We start from the raw sequence: 21099 nt of genomic DNA, 5'->3' as shown, positions 1-21099 counted from the left end.
ATTAATTGAAAAGCGATAGATTTAAGTATTTGAATGGCTACTCTCTTACAAGCTGATAGTATCAGAACCGCCGCCATCAAACTGCACCAGACAGAACTCATTTCCAAAGGGGTCAGTTAATGAAGCCTTAACTCCCCATTCTTTTTGCTGAATTCCACCCTGTATCTGTCCACCAGCATCGACCACCTGCTCTATTGCCAGAAGCAAATCCTCTACAACAATATCCATATTTACTGGCGTCCAGTGCCGATCATAGCTACCTATATTTTTTTTACTGTTTATCGGCCAGATCCCCGAATCCCTTTGCTGTAGAAATATAGGCACAGTGCCACCGAGCATCTCAATCATATCCGTTCCCAGGCGGCGACCTTCGTAGAGGCCAAATGCATCTCGATAAAAATTGATCGCCCGGTTTAAGTCATCGACATCAATGTTGAGAAGTACTTGCATTGTGATATGCGACCCACAAAACTCCGCTTTAGTCAGCTCCTGCTGACTTGGGTTCTCCACATTGCCAGCAGTAATCAAAAGCTGCACCGTTATCTTCCCCACATGCCTGGCAGAACCAGCTATTCGAATCCACCTCAGCCTCAGCCAGGACCTGTCGGGCTCGATCCAAATCGCGGTCACGCTCTAACCATAATTCTGGCCAAACCTGGTTAGGGGCTAATTCACCAGTAGCCCCCTGGGCATATTCGTTTTTTAATTGTGTTTTTATTCCCGCAACTTCAAGTCGACTCTTTGCCAACTCAACCAGCAAACGGTTTTCATGGGTATAAATAAGTTTCATAATTGGGCCGCACAAATATCAGGAATCCCCAGATTACACAGCTATAAATCTGCAAACAAACCCTGCTTCTGCCAAGCCGGCAATTCCTGAAAATTCTCAGCGCACACCGATCAAACCACAGTTTTCATATTCACAGTATTTCTCTTCTCCAACCGTAATGATCTCCAGAATAGACTCTACGGAGTCAACTGCTGAACGGCTGTTCAATAGAATTCTGCCTGAGCGATTGGCAATATATTCAAGGACAACTTTTCCTTTTCTATTGCGGTGCTCAGCAATTTTCTGACCTTTTCTGACTTGATCACCACGATTGACAAATAGCCTGATCCACTCTCTTTGCCTCTGCTTGAGATTGTTATTGTGAGACATACCGGTATAAATTTTTTCTGCGCTAACAAGCCCTGCTATTTCGCCAAAAATTGGCGCTTTTTCAGCATGGGCATAGGTCGCACCAATGGCACTTAAAGCCACAAATAGAACGGTAGTTTTGTTCAAATCAGCACCCCTACACGCTATAAAACTCGTGAACTGGAATACTCATATCCTGAAAATGTCGCCCCAAACTTTTCTCAGGGCAATAAGTTAGGTATAGCTGACTAGATAATTCACGCCAGAAAATCCACTGCGCGTCGATCCGGCAGCTGGTATGGAGGTAGAGGGAGATAAACACTGACTACACCGGAGCCCTGTATGTCTAGTGGTAATTCCGGCGTGAGTGGGAAAAATGCATGAGGACCGGGAGTCCGGCCCTCAAATCTGAGAAGCTAACTCAAATCAATCCAGGTGGACTTGAGTTCACAGTACTTATCCAGCGCATGTAGCGACTTATCGCGGCCATTTCCAGACTGCTTAAAACCGCCAAATGGTACAGTGATATCACCGCCAAAATAGTTATTTACCCAAACAGAGCCGGCGTATATATCCCGGGCCATACGGTGGGCACGCCCCAGGTTATTGGTCCAGATACCCGCCGCCAGGCCGTAGATTGAGTCGTTGGCAATGGCGAGTGCTTCTTCCTCTGTCTCGAACTCGATAACAGACAGTACCGGGCCAAAGATTTCTTCACGGGCGATCGTCATGTCACCGGTGACACCGCGAAATACCGTTGGCTCATAGTAGTAACCGCCTGCTACTTCATCTACCGGTTTGCCGCCGCAAACCAATTGGGCACCCTGCTCCAGGCCCTTGGCCACGTAAAATTCAACCGTATCAAACTGGCTGCGATCGATCAGGGCACCCATACGGGTAATTGGGTTTTGCGGATGCCCGGGCTTAAAGCACTCTGCCGCTTTAGCCACCTTTTGAATAAATTCATCGGCAATAGATTTTTCAACCAGCAGACGCGATCCGGCGGTACAGGTCTCCCCCTGGTTGTAGAAAATGGCCAGGGCCGCAGCTTCTGCCGCCTTATCCAGATCTGCATCGGCAAATACAATATTCGGGCTTTTACCGCCGAGCTCAAGGAAAGTACGCTTGAGGTTGGACTGACCTGAGTACTCGGTCAGGGTTTTGCCTACTTCGGTGGAGCCTGTAAAGGTCAGGCAATCGATATCCATATGCAGACCCAAGGCCTTGCCCAAGCTACTTCCCGGTCCCGGTAGCACATTTAACACGCCATCCGGCAGGCCTGCTTCCTTAGCCAGGCCCGCCAGCTTAATCGCTGTCAGCGGTGTGTTAGACGCGGGCTTCAGGATAACGCTGTTGCCGGTGGCCAGGGCCGGCCCCAGTTTCCAGGCGGTGGTGGATAAAGGGAAGTTCCAGGGCACAATGGCAGCCACCACCCCCAGAGGCATACGGGTAACCAAGCCCAGCTCACCGGGGCCGGTCGGGGCCACTTCATCGTAAATCTTGTCGATTGCTTCACCGCTCCAACGAATCGTAGTGGCCGCTCCAGGGACATCCACGGCCATGGTATCGCCAATCGGCTTACCCGCATCGAGGCTCTCGAGCAGGGCAATTTCCACCAGGTTCTCTTCAATCAACTCTGCAAAGCGCACCATAATTTTTTTGCGCTGCATTGGCGGCATTTTCGACCAGACGCCAGACTCAAAGGTTTCCCGAGCCACCTTTACCACCAAGTCCGCATCATTTGGACCGCAACTGGCAATTTGCGCCAGCTCTTCACCATTTGCGGGATTAAAAGTGGCGCGAGTTTCACCGGAGAGGGCATCGGCATAGCTGCCATTGATAAAGGCACGGCCCTCGATCTTCAGTGAGGCCGCCAGAGCCTGCCATTCCTGCAGGTTTTGGGGGATATTATTTTTCGCTGACATGACACACCTCATTTAATTTGGAGATAGTTTTCCCGGTTATATCGAAAATGTGATCACAAATCAAAGAGTCATATCATAGTCGCGAATTAGGCCACCTGCGTTTCCACACGCAGCCAATCATCTTCCAACTGCATTGCCAGATTATCGCCGTGGTGTAATTCGCCCACTCCCGCCGGTGTGCCCGTCAAAACCACATCGCCGGGTTCGAGCGTAAAGTAACTGCTGACATAGGCCACCAGATCGAGAATTGGTGTCAGCATATTTTCGGTTTTACCCCGCTGGCGCAGTTCACCGTTCAGCCATAGGGAATAGCTGAGCTTGTCCCAGTCCGGCAACCAATCGAGTTTCACAAAGGGAGAAAGTGGACATGACTTATCGAACCCCTTGGCCTTTTCCCAAGGATGTCCCGCTTTTTTCAGCTTCGCTTGGAGGTCACGCAAAGTTAAATCCAGGGAGAGGCCCAAGCCTGCTATTGCCCCGGGGACTTCTGCCACGTTGGCATTACTCAAGCGTTTACCAATCAACAGGGCAAGCTCCCCTTCAAAGTGGCAACTGCCGCGCCCCACTGGTAAATGGATGGTTTCTACCATAGGTACCGCGGCTGTTGCCGGCTTGATAAATAGCAGGGGTTCTTCTGGCACCGGATTATTTAACTCCGCCGCGTGGTCTGCGTAATTGCGCCCCACACAGACAACCTTCCCCAAACCAAACGGTACTTCACTGCCACAGGTAAATTGATGTTGGTACATAGATAAACAAGATAGTTAGGATAGAAATTTCGAATAAAGCCTTGGAGGCTGCATGTGCTATGATCGCGCCTTCGCCAAAATTGCGGCACCCCCGAAGAAGTGATCTAAGCACTTTGCACCTGTTATTCGCACTCAGTGAAGAGATAGTTTATGGCTCCGCACAGTTCCGATCAAAAGAAGTCCCTGCAAAAAGATAAAATCCGCATCCTGTTGCTGGAGGGCGTACACCAGTCCGCCGTCGACTTACTCAGCTCCCGAGGCTACACCAATGTGGAGTACCTCAAGACCTCCCTGCCTGAAGATCAATTGATCGAGAAAATTGCCGATGCGCACTTTATCGGTATTCGCTCGCGTACCCAGTTAACCCGCAAAGTGTTGGAACACGCGTCCAAGCTGGTAGCCGTAGGCTGTTTTTGCATCGGCACCAATCAGGTGGATTTACAGGCGGCGACGGAACTGGGTATCGCGGTATTTAATGCGCCCTACTCCAATACTCGCAGCGTTGCCGAGCTGATTATTGCCGAAACTATTTTTATGCTGCGCGGTATTCCAGAGAAAAATGCTGTGTGTCATCGCGGCGGCTGGCAGAAGTCAGCGGTGAGCTCATATGAGGCCCGGGGCAAAACCTTGGGCATTATCGGCTACGGCGCTATCGGCTCCCAGGTTTCTGTTATGGCCGAAGCTATCGGGATGCGAGTCAGATTCTACGATGTGATTACCAAGTTGCCGCTGGGCAATGCCACCCAAGTAAACTCACTTCCGGAATTGTTGGCGGAATCCGATGTGGTCTCCCTGCATGTACCAGAGTTGCCTTCCACCAAAATGATGATGGGCCCCGAGCAGATCGCGCAGATGAAGCCCGGCAGTATTCTCCTCAATGCCTCTCGCGGCACTGTGGTAGATATTGATGCCTTGGCAGAAGCACTGAAGAGCAATCACCTGGCCGGTGCGGCAATCGATGTCTTCCCGGTTGAGCCCCGTGGCAACAGCGACGAATTCGTCTCTCCCCTACGCGGAATCGATAAGGCGCTGCTGACCCCTCACGTAGGTGGCTCCACTGTGGAGGCCCAGGAGAATATCGGTACAGAAGTATCGGAGAAACTCGCTCACTACTCCGACAACGGCACCACCACCAGTTCTGTGAACTTCCCGGAAGTTGCACTGCCCGGTCACCTGGATACCCACCGCCTGCTGCATATTCACAAGAATGTGCCCGGTGTACTGAGCGCCATCAACCAGGTGTTCTCAGAAAATGCCATCAATATCTCCGCACAGTTCCTGCAAACCAATGAGACAGTGGGCTATGTAGTGATCGATGTGGACGCAGAGTATTCTGATCTGGCACTGGAAAAATTGAAGAGTATCCCCGGCACCCTGCGCTGCCGCGTGCTTTTCTAAGCCTTTCGGTCGTTGGCGGGTACCCACAAATACCCGCCAATGACACGCCAATCGGAGCCTTCCTCGCGGTAAAAAAGATTGATCCCCCCCGGCCACCGCTTCTACAATGGCCAGACCTATTCTTTTGCTTCAGGCCCAGGTGACCACATCCACGTGCCACCCCTGAACCAAAGCCAGAGTTATCCACAGCAGGTGCTCCCTTGCGTAGTAATGATTCCGCCTCAACCGGCCTTCTCGCCGGGATTTCCGCCTTCCTCATTTGGGGGCTGGCGCCACTGTACTTCAATAAATTACAGGATATTCCCGCTGCGGAAATCCTTGCCCACCGCAGTATCTGGTCGCTGGTACTCGCTATTGGTATTCTGCTGATTGTACGCAAAATGCCGGACTTTCTGGCGACCCTGCGCGATGGCAAGAAGATGCGGATGCTGGCCCTGACCACGGTATTGATCGGCGGTAACTGGCTGGTGTTTATCTGGGCGATCAATAACGGCCATTTGCTCGAGGGCAGCCTGGGTTACTACATCAATCCACTGATCAATATTTTGCTGGGGGTCCTGTTCCTGGGTGAGAAACTGCGGCGACTGCAATGGATCGCTGTAGCGCTGGCCGCTACCGGCATTGCCTATGAGCTTTGGCAGTTTGGTCGCATACCGATGATTGCCCTGTTCCTGGCCTGCTCCTTTGCGCTATACGGTTTGGCCCGCAAGCAGGCCCCTGTGGAAAGCCTTACCGGCCTCGCGGTAGAAACTCTCTTTATATTGCCAGTGGCCGTGATCTACCTGTTTTGGAGCGACAGCCCCACCAGCAACTTGCTGAACAACAGCCTGGAGTTAAACAGCTTACTGCTCTTTGCCGGCCCCATTACCCTGGTTCCCCTGCTGCTGTTTACGATCGCCGCGCGCAGGCTCAACTTATCCACATTGGGTTTCCTGCAATACATCGGCCCCACACTGATGCTGGTGGTCGCCACCCAGGTATTGGGTGAGTCTTTCAGCGAAGAAAAGCTCACCACCTTTATGTTTGTTTGGCTGGGTCTAGCGCTCTACTCAGTCGACGCATTGGCACAGCGGAGAAAGCTGCATCTACAAGGTAAGGCAGCGCTTTAACGGTAAAACCTGTGTAAGAATGGCCGCCTAAATTAACCAAAGGCGGCCATCATGAATTACTCGCCGACAGCCAACCCAGCTCAAGTGCGACTGCTACCCAGCAGGCAGCGGTCGCTGACTGTTTTGCTCGCTACTCTGCTTTGGACCCTGCTACTCAGCTTCGGCTGGAAAGGTACTTATACAGAGCTCCTACTTCAAACCAGCACAGCTGCCATATCAGCACTGATTACTTTTTGCCTATTCGAGCAGTGGCCGCGCAACTTGCCTCAACGATTACTTCGCTGGGTAATACAGGTGGTGGGTGTGGCAATCTCTATTCCACTGACATTGCTGATCCTGTCCCCTGCCTTGACAGAACCGGGGGCACTTCCACTTTGGCAGGACCACAGCCGACACTGGAGTTTTCTCCTGATAGCGGTGACCGGCATGTTATTCGGGCCCTGGCTCGCTATGTCTGCGCTGTTGCGCCAGCGGGATATTGCTGTACGAGAGCAGGCGCAACTTTTTGAACGGCAGCGGGGTGCCCTGGAGCACCAGGCGCTCAATGCGCGGCTGCGTTTATTGCAATCCCAGGTGGCCCCACACTTCTTATTTAATACACTCGCCAATGTACAAGAGCTGGTAGAGTCTTCATCCCCTCAGGCACCCGCACTACTGAACAACCTGATTGCCTACCTGCGCGCCGCAGTACCGAAACTTGAGTCGGAGCAAAGTACCCTCGAGCAAGAGCTAACTCTGGTGCAGGCTTACCTGGGCCTGATGCAAATGCGTATGCCGGATCGCCTGGAATTTTCTATCAACGCTGATGACGAGGTGCGAAGTCAGTCTTGCCTGCCCATGTCTCTGATGTCACTGGTTGAAAATGCCGTCCGCCATGGCATAGACCCCAGTGAGGAAGGGGGACGCATTGATATTGAAATAAAGCTGGAACAGGGCCTCTGTATTGCCACCGTCACCGATAGCGGTATCGGCATCCAGGACAATTCCAACAGTCTCGGGACAGGGTTGGCAACTTTGAGAGAGCGGCTACAACTGACCTATGGCGATAGTGCAGGCTTGCGTTTGATCGACCAACAGCCCACAGGTCTTTGTGCCGAATTGCTATTCCCCGCCGAGGAGCAAATATGAGTGCCACGCCCACCACCGCCTTAGTAGCTGACGATGAACCACTGCTGCGCCAGTCTTTGGTCCGCAAACTCAAAAGTGTCTGGCCGGAGCTGAAGGTTGTTGCGGAGGCCCGCAATGGTCGTGAAGCCGTAAAACTATTTGAAGAAAAGCAGCCCGATATCTGTTTTCTGGATATCCATATGCCGGGTAAGTCCGGTATTGAGGCAGCCCAGAGTATCGGGCGTCGGGCCCATTTAGTTTTCGTTACCGCATACGACAACTACGCCGTGGAAGCTTTTAGCCAGGGTGCACTGGACTACCTGGTAAAACCGGTAGAGATTGAGCGGCTCGCCGATACCGCCGAGCGGCTTAGGGAAAGGCTCAGCAGTTGCAAACCCGTCAATCATCAACAGGAGTTACTCGAGCAATTAGCGAGACAGCTTCAATCCAAGGAAGACAAACCATACCTGCGCTGGATTCGCGCTTCCATAGGCCAGCAATTGCGGATGATACCGGTAGAAGATGTGCACTATTTACGTTCAGATGAGAAGTATACCCTGGTCGCCTGGAGCGAATCCGGCAATAACAATCTCGAAGCCTGTATTCGCACGCCATTAAAGGATCTAACCCACCAACTTGACCCCGAACTCTTTGCCCAGGTTCATCGCTCTGTTGTCGTCAATTTAAAGGCCGTTCGCCATGTAATAAGGGACGGAGATACCGCTCAAATTACCCTGCTAAATAGGGAAGAAATACTCCCCGTAAGCCGGCGTTACTTGCATCTATTCCGCCAAATGTAATCAGTTTTTTAGTAGGGGGCATTTAAAAGCCAATTTTTTCTCCGACGTAGGTCCGTAGAGATTATCCCGAATTTATTGGACAGCATTAATTCTTGAACGAGAATTACATAAATCTCCATAAGATTGCCGGAAAGTTCAATGAGCCGCCACCTGCTTTTCCTTGCTATTCTGACACTTGCATTTATCTCGGAAAATATATTTGGCCAGGACAAAACCAACGACGTAAAGTTTGAAACTCTAGTTTCCTCTACAAAGGACTGGGAAGGACATTCCCTACCAAAAATGAAACCGGGGCAACCGGAATTAACGATTGTTAGCGTTACTATCCCGGTGGGCGAACAGATGCCCGTACACAAGCATCCAGTGCTAAATGGTGTCTATGTAGCAGAGGGCACTTTAACCATTGTACTCCCAGGACAGAAGGAAACGCTTACTCTGGGGGCAGGTAAGGCATTTATCGAAGTTACCGACAAATGGCATTATGGGCGCAATGATGGTGATACTCCGGTAACTATTATTCTCTTTTACTCCGGCCTGGAAGGACAGCCAACCACCATCTATAAAAATCCTGATGACAAACTAAGTTAATAGCAGCCTAAATCCTGATCCTTTACAAGGCATGAGTCCACGTCATCTACATACTTGACCAAAATTGTTAATCATTTTTTTGTACGTTTAAAAATGTCTGCATATCCTTGGTATGTATTTTCCGCACCGACTGGAATCTATAAAACCATGCGACTGATCGTTGATATATTTGCCACTCTTGCCCTCGGGGTGTTTTTCGCGATTTCAAGCCTGGCCGAGCAGCCTGAATCTCTGAAGCGTTACCCACCTTATGTGGAAGATGATGGCAAAATGCACATCTACTTTTGTGGAACTGGCACGCCAGATCCGGGCTATCAATACTTGCGCCATCCCGCCTGCGTTGCTATTCGCAGCAGTGGGAAACTATTCCTCGTCGATGCCGGCGAAGGAGCTACAGCAAGAATTGGCCAGCTCGGCCTTAATCTCGCCCAGCTGGACCCCATTTTTATTACCCACTGGCACTCGGATCACTTTGGTGGTTTGGCCATGGTGATCAACGAGTCCTGGTTTGTTGGTGCCGACTCGCCTATTAATGTCTACGGACCCTACGGCATCCATCGCATTTTGGATGGAATTAACAAGAGTTTTGGGCCGGACATCCTTTTTCGATCGGCAAATAGGCAGGGAATTCTCGATCCAGTCCTAGCGGTCGCCACTCCCCACCTAGTGAATATTGCCGGGGATCAAAGCGAGGTCGTACAAGATGTGTGGCACCACAGGGATACTTATGTCTCTGTGTTTGCCGTACATCACGAACCGGTTTTTCCCGCATTTGGTTACGAGATACGTTTTGGCCCCTGTAAAGTCATCATTACTGGTGATACCCATGTTTTCGATGCGCTAGAGCCAATTGAACGGGATGCCGATCTACTGATTTCTGAGGCTCTCAGCTATGCCCAATACATCAGCAAGCTGAAGCAAACCGGGGATAACCGTCGCGCTCGTTTGCGATATGAGAAGGCAAATCAAATTATCCACTACCATTCCAATACTCTGGACATTGCCAAGATGGCAACCAAAGCGGGAGTAAAATCGGTTGCCTTAACACACCTAATACCACCCCCCGTTACTGAAGCTGACAAGATCGGCTTTATTAAGGGAATGCGTAAATTCTATTCGGGCCCAATTCGGGTAATGGATGACCTGGATGAAATTGTGCTATCGGACAATGGACAGGGTACCTGTAAGGTTGAATACCCTACTAACAAAGTTCCCACAAGTGCAAAACAGACTTCGGAGAAAAGTGATAAACCCCGCAAGAAGCCAGCCTCCACACCGAGTCCCTCCGAATCCAAGAAAGCCAGTCAACAACCCGATTAACAGCAGGCTAAACAGTGTGAGCCGCATACGGTTGGCGACTCACAAAGCTTCTGGATGGCCATACCATCCCAAATCACTTATCTCACTATTCCGCACTTCAAACCACGCTTTCCGCAGCCTATGCCTAGCTGGGTAGCGCACAACTCAATATTCCAATAGGTTTCTTTGCATACAGTGACTCTAAAGAGACCACCATGGCGTCAATAGCTAGTACCGCACACCCAATAGTCTCAGTACCGTTAGCGATACAGAATCTTTACCTCTATTCACAACGGAACAATACCATAAGTACGTCTTTGCTGACCATATTCTTCTTATGAAATTCCAGCTGATTACCGTGGTTGGAATTTCATCGCAGTCCCCTTTATATGGGTACCGCGACTAGGACCTAACCGACTATTGGCTCTCTATCTGTCAATTTGATTTTACAAGGATATAAAATGACTCAAAAAGAATATGCCAGACTTTCTGGGCTTATTTATTTACTTACTATATTGTTGGGAATATTTTCTTTAGTATATGTGCCTTCTAAAATTCCCACAGCGTGGGAAAATGCATCATTAACAGCGCAAAACATCCTGGAATATGAATTTCTATATAGATTAGGAATTTTAGGCGGGATACTTCTCTATATACTATTTTCAATACTGCCACTAGCTTTATATCGCACACTTGCACCTGTAAATAGAGGATGTGCGTTGTTAATGGTTATTTTTGCTCTCACCAGTATTCCATTTACTCTACTCAATATAGTTAACAAAGTTGATGCTCTCACACTTCTTAGCGGAGCAGAATATCTCCTAGCTTTTGAAAAAGAACAAATTTATACCCAGGTATTATTGTTATTAAAATCGTATAGTAACGGAATCCAAATAATCCATGCTCTCTGGGGATTATGGTTACTTCCTTTCGGATACCTGGTCTACAAATCAAACTTACTACCAAAAATACTGGGCATACTGTTAATGGCAGGATGCCTTAGCTATTTAGTAAGGTTCTGCGCAAATTTACTTTTCCCTGAATATCAAATCCCCGCTTTTATTAGAGTACCCGCCTCTCTAGGGGAGATCGGAACCTGTCTATGGTTACTAATTATGGGCATTAGAACTCCACCAACTATTACCGAATCAAATCAAAAGTTATCTACCAGTAAGATCGAGGGAATGTCATGAACGATAAAGACAACTTAAAGAGCACATCGACCAAGCTCACTGACAGTCATATAGATGTTAAGATTAAAATAGCCGGGCTATGGGCTTCAGTAGTACTACTTTACATCTATGGGGATTTCTTTGGGCTATTTAGGACAGGAAAAATAGATAGAATAATTGAGGGGTTCGGGCCATTTGGAGCGGTCACACAAGAGTCACTACTTACTGTATCAATCATTGTGTCACTCCCCTGTATTATGGTTGCCCTTACTTTATTACTTAAACCATCTATCTCTCGCTGGATAAATATTATTACATCCTCAGCTTTCATTATTTTCTTATTTGTAACATTTTTAATGTCCACCTGGTATTTCTACTTCTATCTGGGATTTATCGAGATTATTCTCAAATTAGCTATTATTTGGCTGGCTTGGCGCTGGCCTCATGAGGAGTATTAATAGAGTTTTTGACCAAAGGAGAAGGAAAGAACATATTGTACTTGGGCACCGCCGCATAAGGCATGGATGGCGTCTTCGACCTTATCGGGGAAATTTACAGAGTGTTCATTTCTTCTAACTAAGGAGCCTCTAAATAACTCCGTAATGCCTCTGCGGGTCTTGAAGGCTGCAGATGTTAGGCGCAGCTAGCCGCGAATGGCCTAGTCCTTTGCAAGAGCTGCAACGCAGCAGCTGTGGCCTTCAAGGCCCGCCCTTCGGGGCTTACAGAGCGACTCACACTCAGCGTTGCGACTTCTTGAAAGGTCTAGACATTCCTGCGAAGCCGCGCCTTGATTGTGAACCGCTCTGTATGCCAGAGGTATCACGGAGTTATTCAGAGGCTCCCTAAGTAGATTCGCTAAGGCTTTCCGAGTGAAAAGTGCAGGTCAAAACTCTGCGAGTTGAGCGATACAAGTTATCGCTCACAGCCTATTTGGTTAACCACTCATCCATCGCCGCTAATATTTGATGGCGATAAGGTTGGGTTTCGTTAATCATCTGGTGCCGGGCACCGCGTATCAATACCCGGTGGCAATTGGGAAAACGATTCCGAACAGCATGAAGACCATAACGCCAATCAACGGTTTTATCATCCGTTCCCTGAACCAAAAGGATCGGGCGCGGGTTGCGTGCCGTGCGGGGAAATGTCTGCAACCAATCCACCATCGCCCTGAGCCAGCTCATAGAGATTGATTGAGATTGAAGGGGGTCCCTAAGTGCCTGACGTCGAGAAAACTCCACATCGTGGGTATTAATCGTAAAGGCCCGGCCGGGTTCGCGGATAAACAGGCGGCCCACATAATATTTCCAGCGATTTAGCCAGGCCCAGTTTGATGGCCTTACCAAGGGAGCCAACAAAAAGACCTTATCCAGAGGCTGCCAGCGGCTGTATTGCAGATGGGCCAGTAGTGCAGCGCCACCGGTGCTCTGGCCCATTGCATGCCAGGGCCCGGGCAACTTATTTCGCGCAATTTCCAACAGTCCATCAAACGCCTGGCGGTATTGCAGGAAAGTATGGATAGCAACACGCTCACCACTGGATAAACCATGTCCGGGGAAATCAAAAATCACTACATTGAGGTCCCGCTCCAAGCCAAAGCGGATTGCCGGGCCATAAATACCCGTATGATCAAAATAGCCGTGGCAAATAAACAAGGTGCCCTTGGGTTTCTCGACCATCCAATACTGTGAAACCAGTTCAAATCCGGCAACTTTAAAAGTGCCTACCCCGGTCTTATGGGCTCGGGGAAAATGCAAATCGTAAAAATTACGATAATCCCGCAGCTCTTTGCACAGAGGGGTTTCGTCAGCGCCGAAATCCAGTTCAGGCAACTTCTGACGCAATGCAGAGTAGTCCGGGCGCTTTATTACCGGGCTATTATCGTAGGTGCTGAGGTCTTGCAAAGTATCCATTAGTGCAATGGTACTGCATTTTGGCGGTAGGGGTAGTGATATCGTAGCGGGAAAGACAACCTGAAAAGAAAAAGGTGGGCATAGAGCCCACCTCTTCGCAACAGTGGAAGACTGTTACTTGATTTGCGGCTCCAGCTCACCGGCAGCGTAGCGTTCGCTCATAACATCGAGGCTAACAGGGCGAATCTTGCTGGCATTACCAGCAGTGCCAAACGCCTCATAACGAGCGATACAGATTTCCTTCATCGCTTGCATAGCGGCTTTGTAGAACTTACGCGGGTCAAACTCAGATGGGTTCTGAGCCAGGAAGCGACGTGTGGCACCAGTCGAGGCCAAACGCAGGTCGGTATCGATATTGACCTTGCGCACACCGTACTTGATACCTTCACAGATCTGCTCAACAGGAACGCCGTAGGTTTCCGGGATCTCACCACCAAACTCATTGATTACAGCCAGCCACTCCTGGGGTACAGAAGAGGAACCGTGCATTACCAGGTGGGTGCCTGGAATACGAGCGTGAATCTCTTTGATACGGTCGATGGCCAGGATGTCCCCGGTGGGCGGACGAGTAAACTTGTAAGCACCGTGGCTGGTACCGCAGGCAATTGCCAGGGCATCCACCTTGGTTTTCTGTACGAAGTCAGCGGCCTCTTCCGGATCGGTCAGCAGCTGGTCGTGGGACAACTTGCCCTCAGCGCCAACACCATCTTCCTCTCCAGCCATACCGGTTTCCAGGGAACCCAGGCAGCCCAGCTCACCTTCAACAGAAACACCACAGGCGTGGGCCATATCCACCGCGCGCTTGGTGACATCTACGTTGTACTCGTAAGAAGCCGGGGTCTTGCCGTCTTCCTCAAGGGAGCCGTCCATCATCACTGAGCTAAAGCCCAGTTGGATAGAGCGCTGGCAAACGGCGGGGCTGGTGCCGTGATCCTGGTGCATAACTACCGGGATCTCAGGGAACTCCTCAATAGCCGCAAGGATAAGGTGGCGCAGGAAGGGAGCGCCGGCGTACTTGCGGGCGCCCGCAGAAGCTTGAACGATTACTGGAGAATCGGTCTCTTTGGCCGCTTCCATAATCGCACGCATCTGCTCTAGATTGTTTACATTAAATGCAGGTACACCGTAGCCATGCTCTGCGGCATGGTCCAACATTTGGCGCAGGCTGATAAGAGCCATAATTAATTCCTTTCTCGTCTACTCGTAGTATTTGTATTTTTGCTTTTATGACCTGCCTGCAAATTGCGACAGGCCTTATTTTTCGTTATTTAGTCTTGTGCGCGGCTTTCCAGTATAGCGACCGCTGGAAGCTTCTTACCTTCAACATATTCAAGGAAGGCACCGCCACCCGTGGAGATATAGGAAACCTTGTCGGCAATGCCATACTTATCCACAGCTGCCAGGGTGTCGCCGCCACCAGCTATAGAAAACGCTGCGCTCTCGGCAATGGCTTTAGAGAGGTGCTCGGTACCGTTGCCAAACTGGTCAAATTCAAACACACCTACAGGACCATTCCAGATAATGGTTTTCGCACTGCTGAGAATATCTTCCAGTTGCTCGGAGGATTTCGGGCCGATATCAAAGATCATATCGTCTTCAACCACAGCATCGGCACTTTTGGTTTCCGCTGCGGCGGATTCACTGAATTCTTTGCCTGTGACGACATCGGTAGGTACAGGGATATCACACTTCTGCATCAGGGCCTTGGCGGTATCTACCAGATCGTGCTCGCAAAGGGACTTGCCCACTGGCTTGCCGCTGGCTGCCAGGAAGGTATTGGCAATACCACCACCAACAATCAGCTGATCGACTTTGTCAGCCAGGCTTTCGAGTACCGTCAATTTTGTAGAAACTTTGGAACCACCAACAATAGCAACCAGCGGGCGCGCCGGTTCAGCCAGGGCTTTCTCCAATGCGTCCAGCTCAGCAGCCAATAGAGGGCCGGCGCAAGCAACCGGTGCAAATTTAGCCACACCATGGGTGGAAGCCTGGGCCCGGTGGGCAGTACCAAAGGCATCCATCACGAAGATATCGCACAACTGGGCATAGGCCTTTGCCAGAGACTCATCGTCCTTCTTTTCACCACTGTTGAAACGTACATTTTCCAGCAGGGCAACTTCCCCATCGGCCAGCTCAACGCCATCGCGCCACTCTTTGACCAGCGCCACATCACGGCCCAACAGCTCACCCAGGTGTGCGGCGACCGGGGCCAGGGAGAATTCTTCCGCGTACTCACCCTCTGTGGGGCGCCCCAGATGGGACATCAACAGCACTTTAGCCCCGGCTTCGATGGCGGCTTTTATCGTCGGTAGTGCCGCGCGAATACGTGCATCGGAAGTTACACGACCGTCCTTAACCGGTACATTCAGGTCCTCACGGATAAGTAAGCGCTTACCAGCGAGATCGAGATCTGCCATCAGTTTGACCGCCATTAGCCAATCCTCTTCTACTTCGATTAACTGAAAAATGTGGGCGGCGATTATATCAACTGGAACCTATTGATGCCGATATTAAAAACAGGGGAATACGTTGTTATATCAGCCAATCTACGCATTATTAGCGCAGCTGATACTGTCTTAGGGGTCATCAAGTCAAAAGCGACCTTAGTTGATAGCTGTTCGCCCAGGAGGTAAGCAAGTAGTTACTTCAAACAGAATTGCCACCTAACGCCAACTAATGGCAGTACTTTCAGGATCAATCCTCCAACCTCCAAAGGACTACCTAAGCCAGTTAAATAAATAAAAGGCCATGTAATTGCGATTCAAGTAGCAATCGACACCAGACAATGTAAATAAAGCCTTATAGAACTCAGAGTATCAGCCCTGAATCAGCCATTCACACACAGAGAGTTACTAATTAATTACGCCAGATAACAAGCAGGCACAGCCAAATTGTACTTCCCGCTTCTAAATTCGATCGCTAGAATCGCCGCCCCCCTTCCAAATGCATATTAGTCACAGAGGCCACTTAAAAGTAAAACTGAGGGTGGCCAACATAAGAGGTAACCAAAACGATGCAACCAACGGATAGTGATATCGTTTTTCAAAGCTATGGACGCTGTTGCAATAAAGAACAGTTTTTTGTGGATTTTTATGATCGTTTTATGGGAAGTTCTACAGACATCCGTCAGCTCTTTGCCAATACAGATATGAAAGCCCAGCGCCATCTTTTGCGTAACGGCATTATGCAGCTGGTGCTTTATTCACGCGGCATGCCAGACACCAAGCTGCGCGCTTTGGGTAAAAGTCACGATCGCAACGGCTATAATATCCGCCCAGAATGGTATCGCCTCTGGCTCGACGCCCTACTCGCCACCATTAGGCAGCACGACGAGGAATACTCGCCAGAAGTTGACGCTGCCTGGAATCGAGCAATCCTTCCGGGTATAGAAATCATACGCCAAGCCTACTGAGTTGTACTCTCCAAAAAGTACAACTTAAATTTGCTAAGCCTCAAGCCGGCCATTTATTATCAGGCTTTCTGGCAGCTTTTCTCTGCTTATATCAATGCAGGGTTTACTAATGCTGGTTTGGGGTTCCAAATCAAATTTAATAGAAGTACAAAGAAAATCATCTAATGCCAGTTTAGAACTATAAAAACTAATGCCATGGAACGATAACTCTCTCCTGAAGGAAAAAGGGGACAAGGAAACTATTATGAAAACGGTACGGAAGTACGGCATTCCATTAGTGCTCTCTATTACGCTCTCAGCTTGCAGTGACGCTCCCCAAAATAATAAAAACCCCGAGGCCAAGAAAGATCTGTTTGCCTCCGAGAATTTAGAAAATAAGTTTGAGTCCCTAAAAATAGGTTATGAGAAATTTACTCTGCCCAATGGCCTGCGTGTAATCGTCCATGAGGATCGCAAGGCTCCTATTGTTTCCGTGGGCGTTTGGTACCACGTTGGCTCAAAAGATGAAAAACCTGGAAGAACAGGGTTTGCGCATTTGTTTGAGCACCTGATGTTCAATGGTTCAGAAAACTATAATGACGAGTTTTTTAAACCGTTTGAACTAGCTGGTGCAACTGGTATGAATGGTACCACCTGGCTGGATCGTACAAATTACTTCGAAACAGTACCCACCAACGCCTTAGACATGGCTCTATGGATGGAGTCTGACCGAATGGGTCATCTATTGGGCGCAATTACTCAGGAAAAACTCGATGAGCAACGTGGCGTTGTGCAGAATGAGAAGCGCCAAGGCCAGAACCAGCCCTATGGGAAAGTATGGGAGCGGATGCAGAAAGCAATTTATCCAGCAGGGCATCCCTACTCCTGGACCACCATCGGCTCAATGGAAGACCTGAATGCAGCTTCTCTTGAAGATGTTCACGAGTGGTTTAAACAGTATTACGGCGCAGCTAATACCGTACTAGTACTTGCCGGTGATATTGATGTAGAAACAGCAAAAGAAAAAGCAGCCCATTTTTTTGGCGACATTCCCTCCGGCCCTCCTCTTATCAAGAAAAAAGCGTGGATTGCCAAGCGAGATCAGTCCAGCCGTGAGCAGATGTTTGATCAAGTTGCTCAATCGCGTCTTTATAAAGTCTGGAATACCCCTAATCTAGCTCACGACGATGCTGGAGCTATTGCTTTGGCAGCAGCAGTTTTGGGGGATGGAAAAAACTCCCGGCTCTACCAGCGCCTCGTATACGAAGATCAAATCGCTACCAAAGTTAATATTGGGCTGCATGAATTTGAATTGTCTTCCATCTTCCCTATTGTTGCCGATGTTAAGCCCGGGATTGAACTCGCAACAGTAGAGGCCGCTATTGAGGAAGAACTACAACGTTTTCTCAAGGAAGGGCCAAGCAAAGAGGAACTTGCAAGGGTTAATATGAGCCACTATGCATCCCAAGCACGCAACCTCGAGCAGGTAGGTGGCTGGGGCGGTAAGGGCGTAATTTTGGCTCGGGGTGAACTCTACCTCGACAATCCCAACGCTTACCTGGAAGCGTTAACCAAAATGCAAAACACCAGCCCTCAAAAGGTAAAAGAAGCCGCAGTAAAATGGCTTTCCAGTGGTGATTATAATCTGGAAGTACACCCTTTCCCCAAATACACTACTTCCGAGACTGGTGCAGATAGGTCTAAATTACCCGATACCGGTGAATTCCCCAGCATCCCATTTCCAGAATTACAGACCACGAAACTCTCTAACGGTCTAAAAGTGATACTTGCCCAACGCGACTCTGCGCCAGTAGTCGATATTCGCCTTATATTTGATGCCGGTTACGCTGCAGACCAGGGTGCTAAATTGGGAACCTCTAGCTATGCCATGTCTATGCTAAAGGAAGGGACTACAAAATTAAGCGCCTTAGAGATTGATGCCAAAGCAGAAATGTTAGGGGCCAGAATCTCGGCTGGTTCGAACATTGATACTTCTTCTGTACGGCTCAACGCATTAAAAAACAATCTCGATAGCTCCATATCCTTGTTTGCCGATATCGTAATGCATCCAGCCTATTCCGATGAAGAGATTGAGCGGAAACGTGCTCGATGGATAGCTGGAATCCAGCAGGAAAAAACCCAGCCGGTAAACATGGCTTTGCGGAATCTGCCACCTCTTTTATATGGTGAAGGACATGCTTATGCAGTTCCTCTCACCGGTTCGGGAACAGAAAGCTCTATCAGCTCCCTGAACCGTGAAGATCTGGTAAATTACCACAAAACCTGGATGCGCCCCGATAATGCCACTCTGGTTGCAGTCGGAGATATCAGCATGGGTGATCTGACAAAAAAATTAGAGCAGCACTTTGCGGATTGGAAAGCACCCGAAGAACCGTTACCTACAAAGAATCTACAACAGGTTGCGCACCCAGAAAAAACCAGAATTTATCTAATTGATAAACCGGGAGCTGAACAGAGCATAATTATTGGCGGTCTCCTGGCTCCGTCGGAAACGATGCCACAGCGAGAAGCCTTACATATGATGAATGATATATTTGGAGGCACTTTTACCGCGCGAATTAATATGAATTTGCGGGAGGATAAGCACTGGGCTTATGGAGCCTATTCATTTATGACTGGGGCCAAAGGACAGCAACCGCTCTTAGTCTATGCACCTGTTCAAACGGACAAGACCAGTGAATCTTTAAAAGAGCTTTACAAAGAGCTCCAAGCCTATGTCGGCAATTCTCCAGCAAAAGAAGACGAGCTGCAGAAAATTAAAGACAAGCGAATCAATGAATTGCCCGGCCGTTTTGAAACAGTTCGAGCTGTATCAGGGGCTATTTCAGGCATGGTCACCTATGATCGACCTTTGAATTATATGGAAGATTATGCAAATGAAGTTCGCAATGTCGATCTATCTTCGATCCATTCGCTCGCTCGAGACACTCTAAAAGTTGATCAATTTACCTGGATTATCGTTGGAGACAAAACCAAGATAAAAGATAAAATTGGTGAACTTGGTATGGGATCTATTACCGAGCTCAAAGTAGATAAGGATTTACCTAGCGCATCTTCAACCGAAGAGGGATAAAAGCTAGCAATAGCGGCCAGCCTGTACCCTCATGTATGACTGGCCGCCTTCTATCGTTCCAAACGGATGAATACCAATGAAGAATAGAAACACTCCCTAATGCTACTCACCTAGTCAAAAATAATTGACATGCTACATTCAAACTAAAACTCCTTTCTCCAGCTCACAATACCCTCTATTAAATACCAGCATGACAATTAGGGATCCTCTGATCAACGAAGCATTTTTCCAGAATTAAGCTGAGCTGCTTGAAAAATTCACTTTATTACGCACAAACGCGTAATTTTCGCGTAATAGTCCCCTAATTTTTCATCTGAAACCCTCAATAGGTGGGTTTCAGGCGAACCACCCCTAGGCAGCCAAGTATTTTCTCCCTATTAATAAGTTGGTAAAGCCTGCCAGTAAGCACAGCCTCTCAGTATTTTTTACCAGTCCCCGATAGCGGACCTTGTCATAACCAAATACCCGTTTGATGTAGCGGAAGGGGTGCTCGACCTTCGCTCTTATCTGCGCCTTGATCTTTTCCGCTTTACGGAGTGCATCACGCCCTGGAAGAGTTTTTAGCTTGCTCGGCTTCATTGCTATATACCAATCCGCCTCCCGCTCTTTCAACTCTTCACGTTTCTCCGCACCAATGTACCCAGAGTCTCCCCAGATTCTTTTCTCCTCCCCGTGGAGAACTCGCTCTGTGGTTGTGACATCATGCGAATTCGCTGCTGTTGTATCTATGCTATGTATTACTCCGAGCACATCATCAACCCCGATATGCATTTTCATCCCAAAATGCCACTGATTGCCTTTCTTTGTTTGATGCATTTCCGGGTCACGTTCTTTCTTTTCATTCTTAGTTGAAGTTGGCGCAGAGATAATAGTGGCATCTACAATCGTGCCTTCACGCAGTACCATCCCATTCTCAGCAAGGTGTTTGTTGATTTCATCAAAAAGAGCTGCACCTAGCTGATTGAGCTCCAGTAAGTGGCGAAAGTTAAGAATCGTTGTTTCATCGGGAATTGGGCTACTCAAAGTCAATCCAGCAAAACTACGCATGGATTCAATTTCATACAGTGCATCTTCCATAGCGGGATCACTGAGATTGTAAAATAGCTGCATGCAATGAATACGAAGCATGACACTCAATGGATATGGCTGTCGGCCACGTTTACCTTGTGGGTAACAAGGAGTGATCTGAGCTTCTAGTCGCTGCCATGGGACGAGGGTTTCCATTTGAGAAAGAAACTTCTCTCGGCGAGTTATACGACGCTTTAGCTTATATTCTGCTTCGGCAAAGGTGACTTGGTGCATGATTCATCGTAGTCTTGATGGGTAGGTGAATATTACCAAATTGACTCAGAATTATTCAGAGGTTCCTTAGAGCTTCAACATCAAAAGCCTAACGCCTCACCCAGAAATAGAAACAAC

19 protein-coding genes are annotated in these 21099 nt (G+C 48.9%); 10 read left to right on the top strand and 9 right to left on the bottom strand.

The window, feature by feature from the left end; all coding sequences use genetic code 11:
• Positions 1 to 45: 45 nt before the first annotated feature.
• From ACJJIS_RS00530 to ACJJIS_RS00510, 5 genes are all read right to left on the bottom strand, one after another.
• Positions 46 to 537: a VOC family protein gene (locus ACJJIS_RS00530; RefSeq protein WP_475709203.1), complete on the bottom strand. Its 492-nt coding sequence runs from the start codon at positions 535 to 537 to the stop codon at positions 46 to 48.
• Positions 479 to 790: a putative signal transducing protein gene (locus ACJJIS_RS00525; RefSeq protein ID WP_475709202.1), complete on the bottom strand. Its 312-nt coding sequence runs from the start codon at positions 788 to 790 to the stop codon at positions 479 to 481. Before ACJJIS_RS00525 ends, ACJJIS_RS00530 begins: the two co-directional genes overlap by 59 nt.
• Before the next feature lie 96 nt (positions 791 to 886).
• Positions 887 to 1285 carry a hypothetical protein gene (locus ACJJIS_RS00520; RefSeq protein ID WP_444926155.1) on the bottom strand — a complete coding sequence of 133 codons (399 nt, stop codon included), beginning with the start codon at positions 1283 to 1285 and terminating at the stop codon, positions 887 to 889.
• Positions 1286 to 1554: 269 nt separating this feature from the next.
• Entirely contained in the window at positions 1555 to 3063 is a 1509-nt protein-coding gene (locus tag ACJJIS_RS00515) for an aldehyde dehydrogenase (protein WP_475709201.1), read from the bottom strand.
• A gap of 86 nt (positions 3064 to 3149) precedes the next feature.
• Complete coding sequence (locus tag ACJJIS_RS00510; RefSeq protein ID WP_475709200.1) at positions 3150 to 3812, bottom strand: fumarylacetoacetate hydrolase family protein; 663 nt, start codon at positions 3810 to 3812, stop codon at positions 3150 to 3152.
• A gap of 150 nt (positions 3813 to 3962) precedes the next feature.
• Here ACJJIS_RS00510 and serA point away from each other — a divergent pair, with 150 nt between their 5' ends.
• The 8 genes from serA (at position 3963) to ACJJIS_RS00470 (ending at position 11743) form a co-directional block, all read left to right on the top strand.
• On the top strand, positions 3963 to 5210 hold the full coding sequence (gene serA / locus ACJJIS_RS00505) for a phosphoglycerate dehydrogenase (RefSeq protein WP_475709199.1): 1248 nt from the start codon (positions 3963 to 3965) through the stop codon (positions 5208 to 5210).
• Between the two features lie 200 nt (positions 5211 to 5410).
• Positions 5411 to 6319: an EamA family transporter RarD gene (rarD, locus tag ACJJIS_RS00500; RefSeq protein WP_444895820.1), complete on the top strand. Its 909-nt coding sequence runs from the start codon at positions 5411 to 5413 to the stop codon at positions 6317 to 6319.
• Positions 6320 to 6370: 51 nt separating this feature from the next.
• Positions 6371 to 7447, top strand: a complete 1077-nt coding sequence (locus tag ACJJIS_RS00495) for a sensor histidine kinase (RefSeq protein WP_475709198.1) — start codon at positions 6371 to 6373, stop codon at positions 7445 to 7447.
• The gene (locus ACJJIS_RS00490) at positions 7444 to 8226 is read left to right on the top strand and encodes a LytR/AlgR family response regulator transcription factor (RefSeq protein ID WP_444915277.1); all 783 of its coding nucleotides are present in this window, start codon (positions 7444 to 7446) and stop codon (positions 8224 to 8226) included. The genes ACJJIS_RS00495 and ACJJIS_RS00490 overlap by 4 nt, the downstream gene beginning before the upstream one ends.
• Positions 8227 to 8364: 138 nt before the next feature.
• On the top strand, positions 8365 to 8814 hold the full coding sequence (locus ACJJIS_RS00485) for a cupin domain-containing protein (RefSeq protein ID WP_444895817.1): 450 nt from the start codon (positions 8365 to 8367) through the stop codon (positions 8812 to 8814).
• 147 nt (positions 8815 to 8961) lie between these two features.
• Positions 8962 to 10134 (top strand): MBL fold metallo-hydrolase, encoded by a 1173-nt coding sequence (locus ACJJIS_RS00480; protein WP_444906982.1) that lies wholly within the window; start codon positions 8962 to 8964, stop codon positions 10132 to 10134.
• A 440-nt stretch (positions 10135 to 10574) separates the two neighbouring features.
• Positions 10575 to 11306, top strand: a complete 732-nt coding sequence (locus ACJJIS_RS00475) for a DUF4386 domain-containing protein (protein WP_475709197.1) — start codon at positions 10575 to 10577, stop codon at positions 11304 to 11306.
• On the top strand, positions 11303 to 11743 hold the full coding sequence (locus ACJJIS_RS00470) for a DUF6326 family protein (RefSeq protein WP_413663655.1): 441 nt from the start codon (positions 11303 to 11305) through the stop codon (positions 11741 to 11743). The genes ACJJIS_RS00475 and ACJJIS_RS00470 overlap by 4 nt, the downstream gene beginning before the upstream one ends.
• A gap of 468 nt (positions 11744 to 12211) precedes the next feature.
• Here ACJJIS_RS00470 and ACJJIS_RS00465 read toward each other — a convergent pair whose 3' ends face one another.
• From ACJJIS_RS00465 to ACJJIS_RS00455, 3 genes are all read right to left on the bottom strand, one after another.
• A complete protein-coding gene (locus ACJJIS_RS00465; RefSeq protein WP_413663656.1) occupies positions 12212 to 13195 on the bottom strand; it encodes an alpha/beta hydrolase in 984 nt (327 codons plus the stop codon).
• 114 nt (positions 13196 to 13309) lie between these two features.
• A complete protein-coding gene (gene fba / locus ACJJIS_RS00460) occupies positions 13310 to 14374 on the bottom strand; it encodes a class II fructose-bisphosphate aldolase (protein ID WP_282930878.1) in 1065 nt (354 codons plus the stop codon).
• Positions 14375 to 14463: 89 nt separating this feature from the next.
• Complete coding sequence (locus ACJJIS_RS00455) at positions 14464 to 15627, bottom strand: phosphoglycerate kinase (RefSeq protein ID WP_444906980.1); 1164 nt, start codon at positions 15625 to 15627, stop codon at positions 14464 to 14466.
• 581 nt (positions 15628 to 16208) lie between these two features.
• Between ACJJIS_RS00455 and ACJJIS_RS00450 the strand changes: the two genes are divergently transcribed.
• Positions 16209 to 16607 (top strand): globin, encoded by a 399-nt coding sequence (locus ACJJIS_RS00450; RefSeq protein ID WP_413663658.1) that lies wholly within the window; start codon positions 16209 to 16211, stop codon positions 16605 to 16607.
• 244 nt (positions 16608 to 16851) lie between these two features.
• Entirely contained in the window at positions 16852 to 19680 is a 2829-nt protein-coding gene (locus ACJJIS_RS00445; protein ID WP_475709196.1) for a M16 family metallopeptidase, read from the top strand.
• A 351-nt stretch (positions 19681 to 20031) separates the two neighbouring features.
• On the opposite strand, the gene ACJJIS_RS00440 is transcribed toward ACJJIS_RS00445, so the two are convergent.
• A complete protein-coding gene (locus tag ACJJIS_RS00440; protein WP_444959510.1) occupies positions 20032 to 20982 on the bottom strand; it encodes an IS5 family transposase in 951 nt (316 codons plus the stop codon).
• Positions 20983 to 21099 lie beyond the last annotated feature (117 nt).

The organism is Microbulbifer maximicatervae (SeqCode) (assembly GCF_056231245.1).
This window is presented reverse-complemented; position numbering and strand designations above follow the sequence as displayed.

What these genes read in the sequence shown, in the direction of transcription:
- ACJJIS_RS00515 (WP_475709201.1), bottom strand. Translation starts at nt 3,063, where the DNA reads ATGTCAGCGAAAAATAATATCCCCCAAAACCTGCAGGAATGGCAGGCT.
- serA (WP_475709199.1), top strand. Translation starts at nt 3,963, where the DNA reads ATGGCTCCGCACAGTTCCGATCAAAAGAAGTCCCTGCAAAAAGATAAA.
- ACJJIS_RS00440 (WP_444959510.1), bottom strand. Translation starts at nt 20,982, where the DNA reads ATGCACCAAGTCACCTTTGCCGAAGCAGAATATAAGCTAAAGCGTCGT.
- ACJJIS_RS00445 (WP_475709196.1), top strand. Translation starts at nt 16,852, where the DNA reads ATGAAAACGGTACGGAAGTACGGCATTCCATTAGTGCTCTCTATTACG.
- ACJJIS_RS00465 (WP_413663656.1), bottom strand. Translation starts at nt 13,195, where the DNA reads ATGGATACTTTGCAAGACCTCAGCACCTACGATAATAGCCCGGTAATA.
- ACJJIS_RS00495 (WP_475709198.1), top strand. Translation starts at nt 6,371, where the DNA reads ATGAATTACTCGCCGACAGCCAACCCAGCTCAAGTGCGACTGCTACCC.
- ACJJIS_RS00485 (WP_444895817.1), top strand. Translation starts at nt 8,365, where the DNA reads ATGAGCCGCCACCTGCTTTTCCTTGCTATTCTGACACTTGCATTTATC.
- ACJJIS_RS00455 (WP_444906980.1), bottom strand. Translation starts at nt 15,627, where the DNA reads ATGGCGGTCAAACTGATGGCAGATCTCGATCTCGCTGGTAAGCGCTTA.
- ACJJIS_RS00490 (WP_444915277.1), top strand. Translation starts at nt 7,444, where the DNA reads ATGAGTGCCACGCCCACCACCGCCTTAGTAGCTGACGATGAACCACTG.
- ACJJIS_RS00510 (WP_475709200.1), bottom strand. Translation starts at nt 3,812, where the DNA reads ATGTACCAACATCAATTTACCTGTGGCAGTGAAGTACCGTTTGGTTTG.
- fba (WP_282930878.1), bottom strand. Translation starts at nt 14,374, where the DNA reads ATGGCTCTTATCAGCCTGCGCCAAATGTTGGACCATGCCGCAGAGCAT.
- ACJJIS_RS00470 (WP_413663655.1), top strand. Translation starts at nt 11,303, where the DNA reads ATGAACGATAAAGACAACTTAAAGAGCACATCGACCAAGCTCACTGAC.
- ACJJIS_RS00480 (WP_444906982.1), top strand. Translation starts at nt 8,962, where the DNA reads ATGCGACTGATCGTTGATATATTTGCCACTCTTGCCCTCGGGGTGTTT.
- ACJJIS_RS00450 (WP_413663658.1), top strand. Translation starts at nt 16,209, where the DNA reads ATGCAACCAACGGATAGTGATATCGTTTTTCAAAGCTATGGACGCTGT.
- ACJJIS_RS00525 (WP_475709202.1), bottom strand. Translation starts at nt 790, where the DNA reads ATGAAACTTATTTATACCCATGAAAACCGTTTGCTGGTTGAGTTGGCA.
- ACJJIS_RS00475 (WP_475709197.1), top strand. Translation starts at nt 10,575, where the DNA reads ATGACTCAAAAAGAATATGCCAGACTTTCTGGGCTTATTTATTTACTT.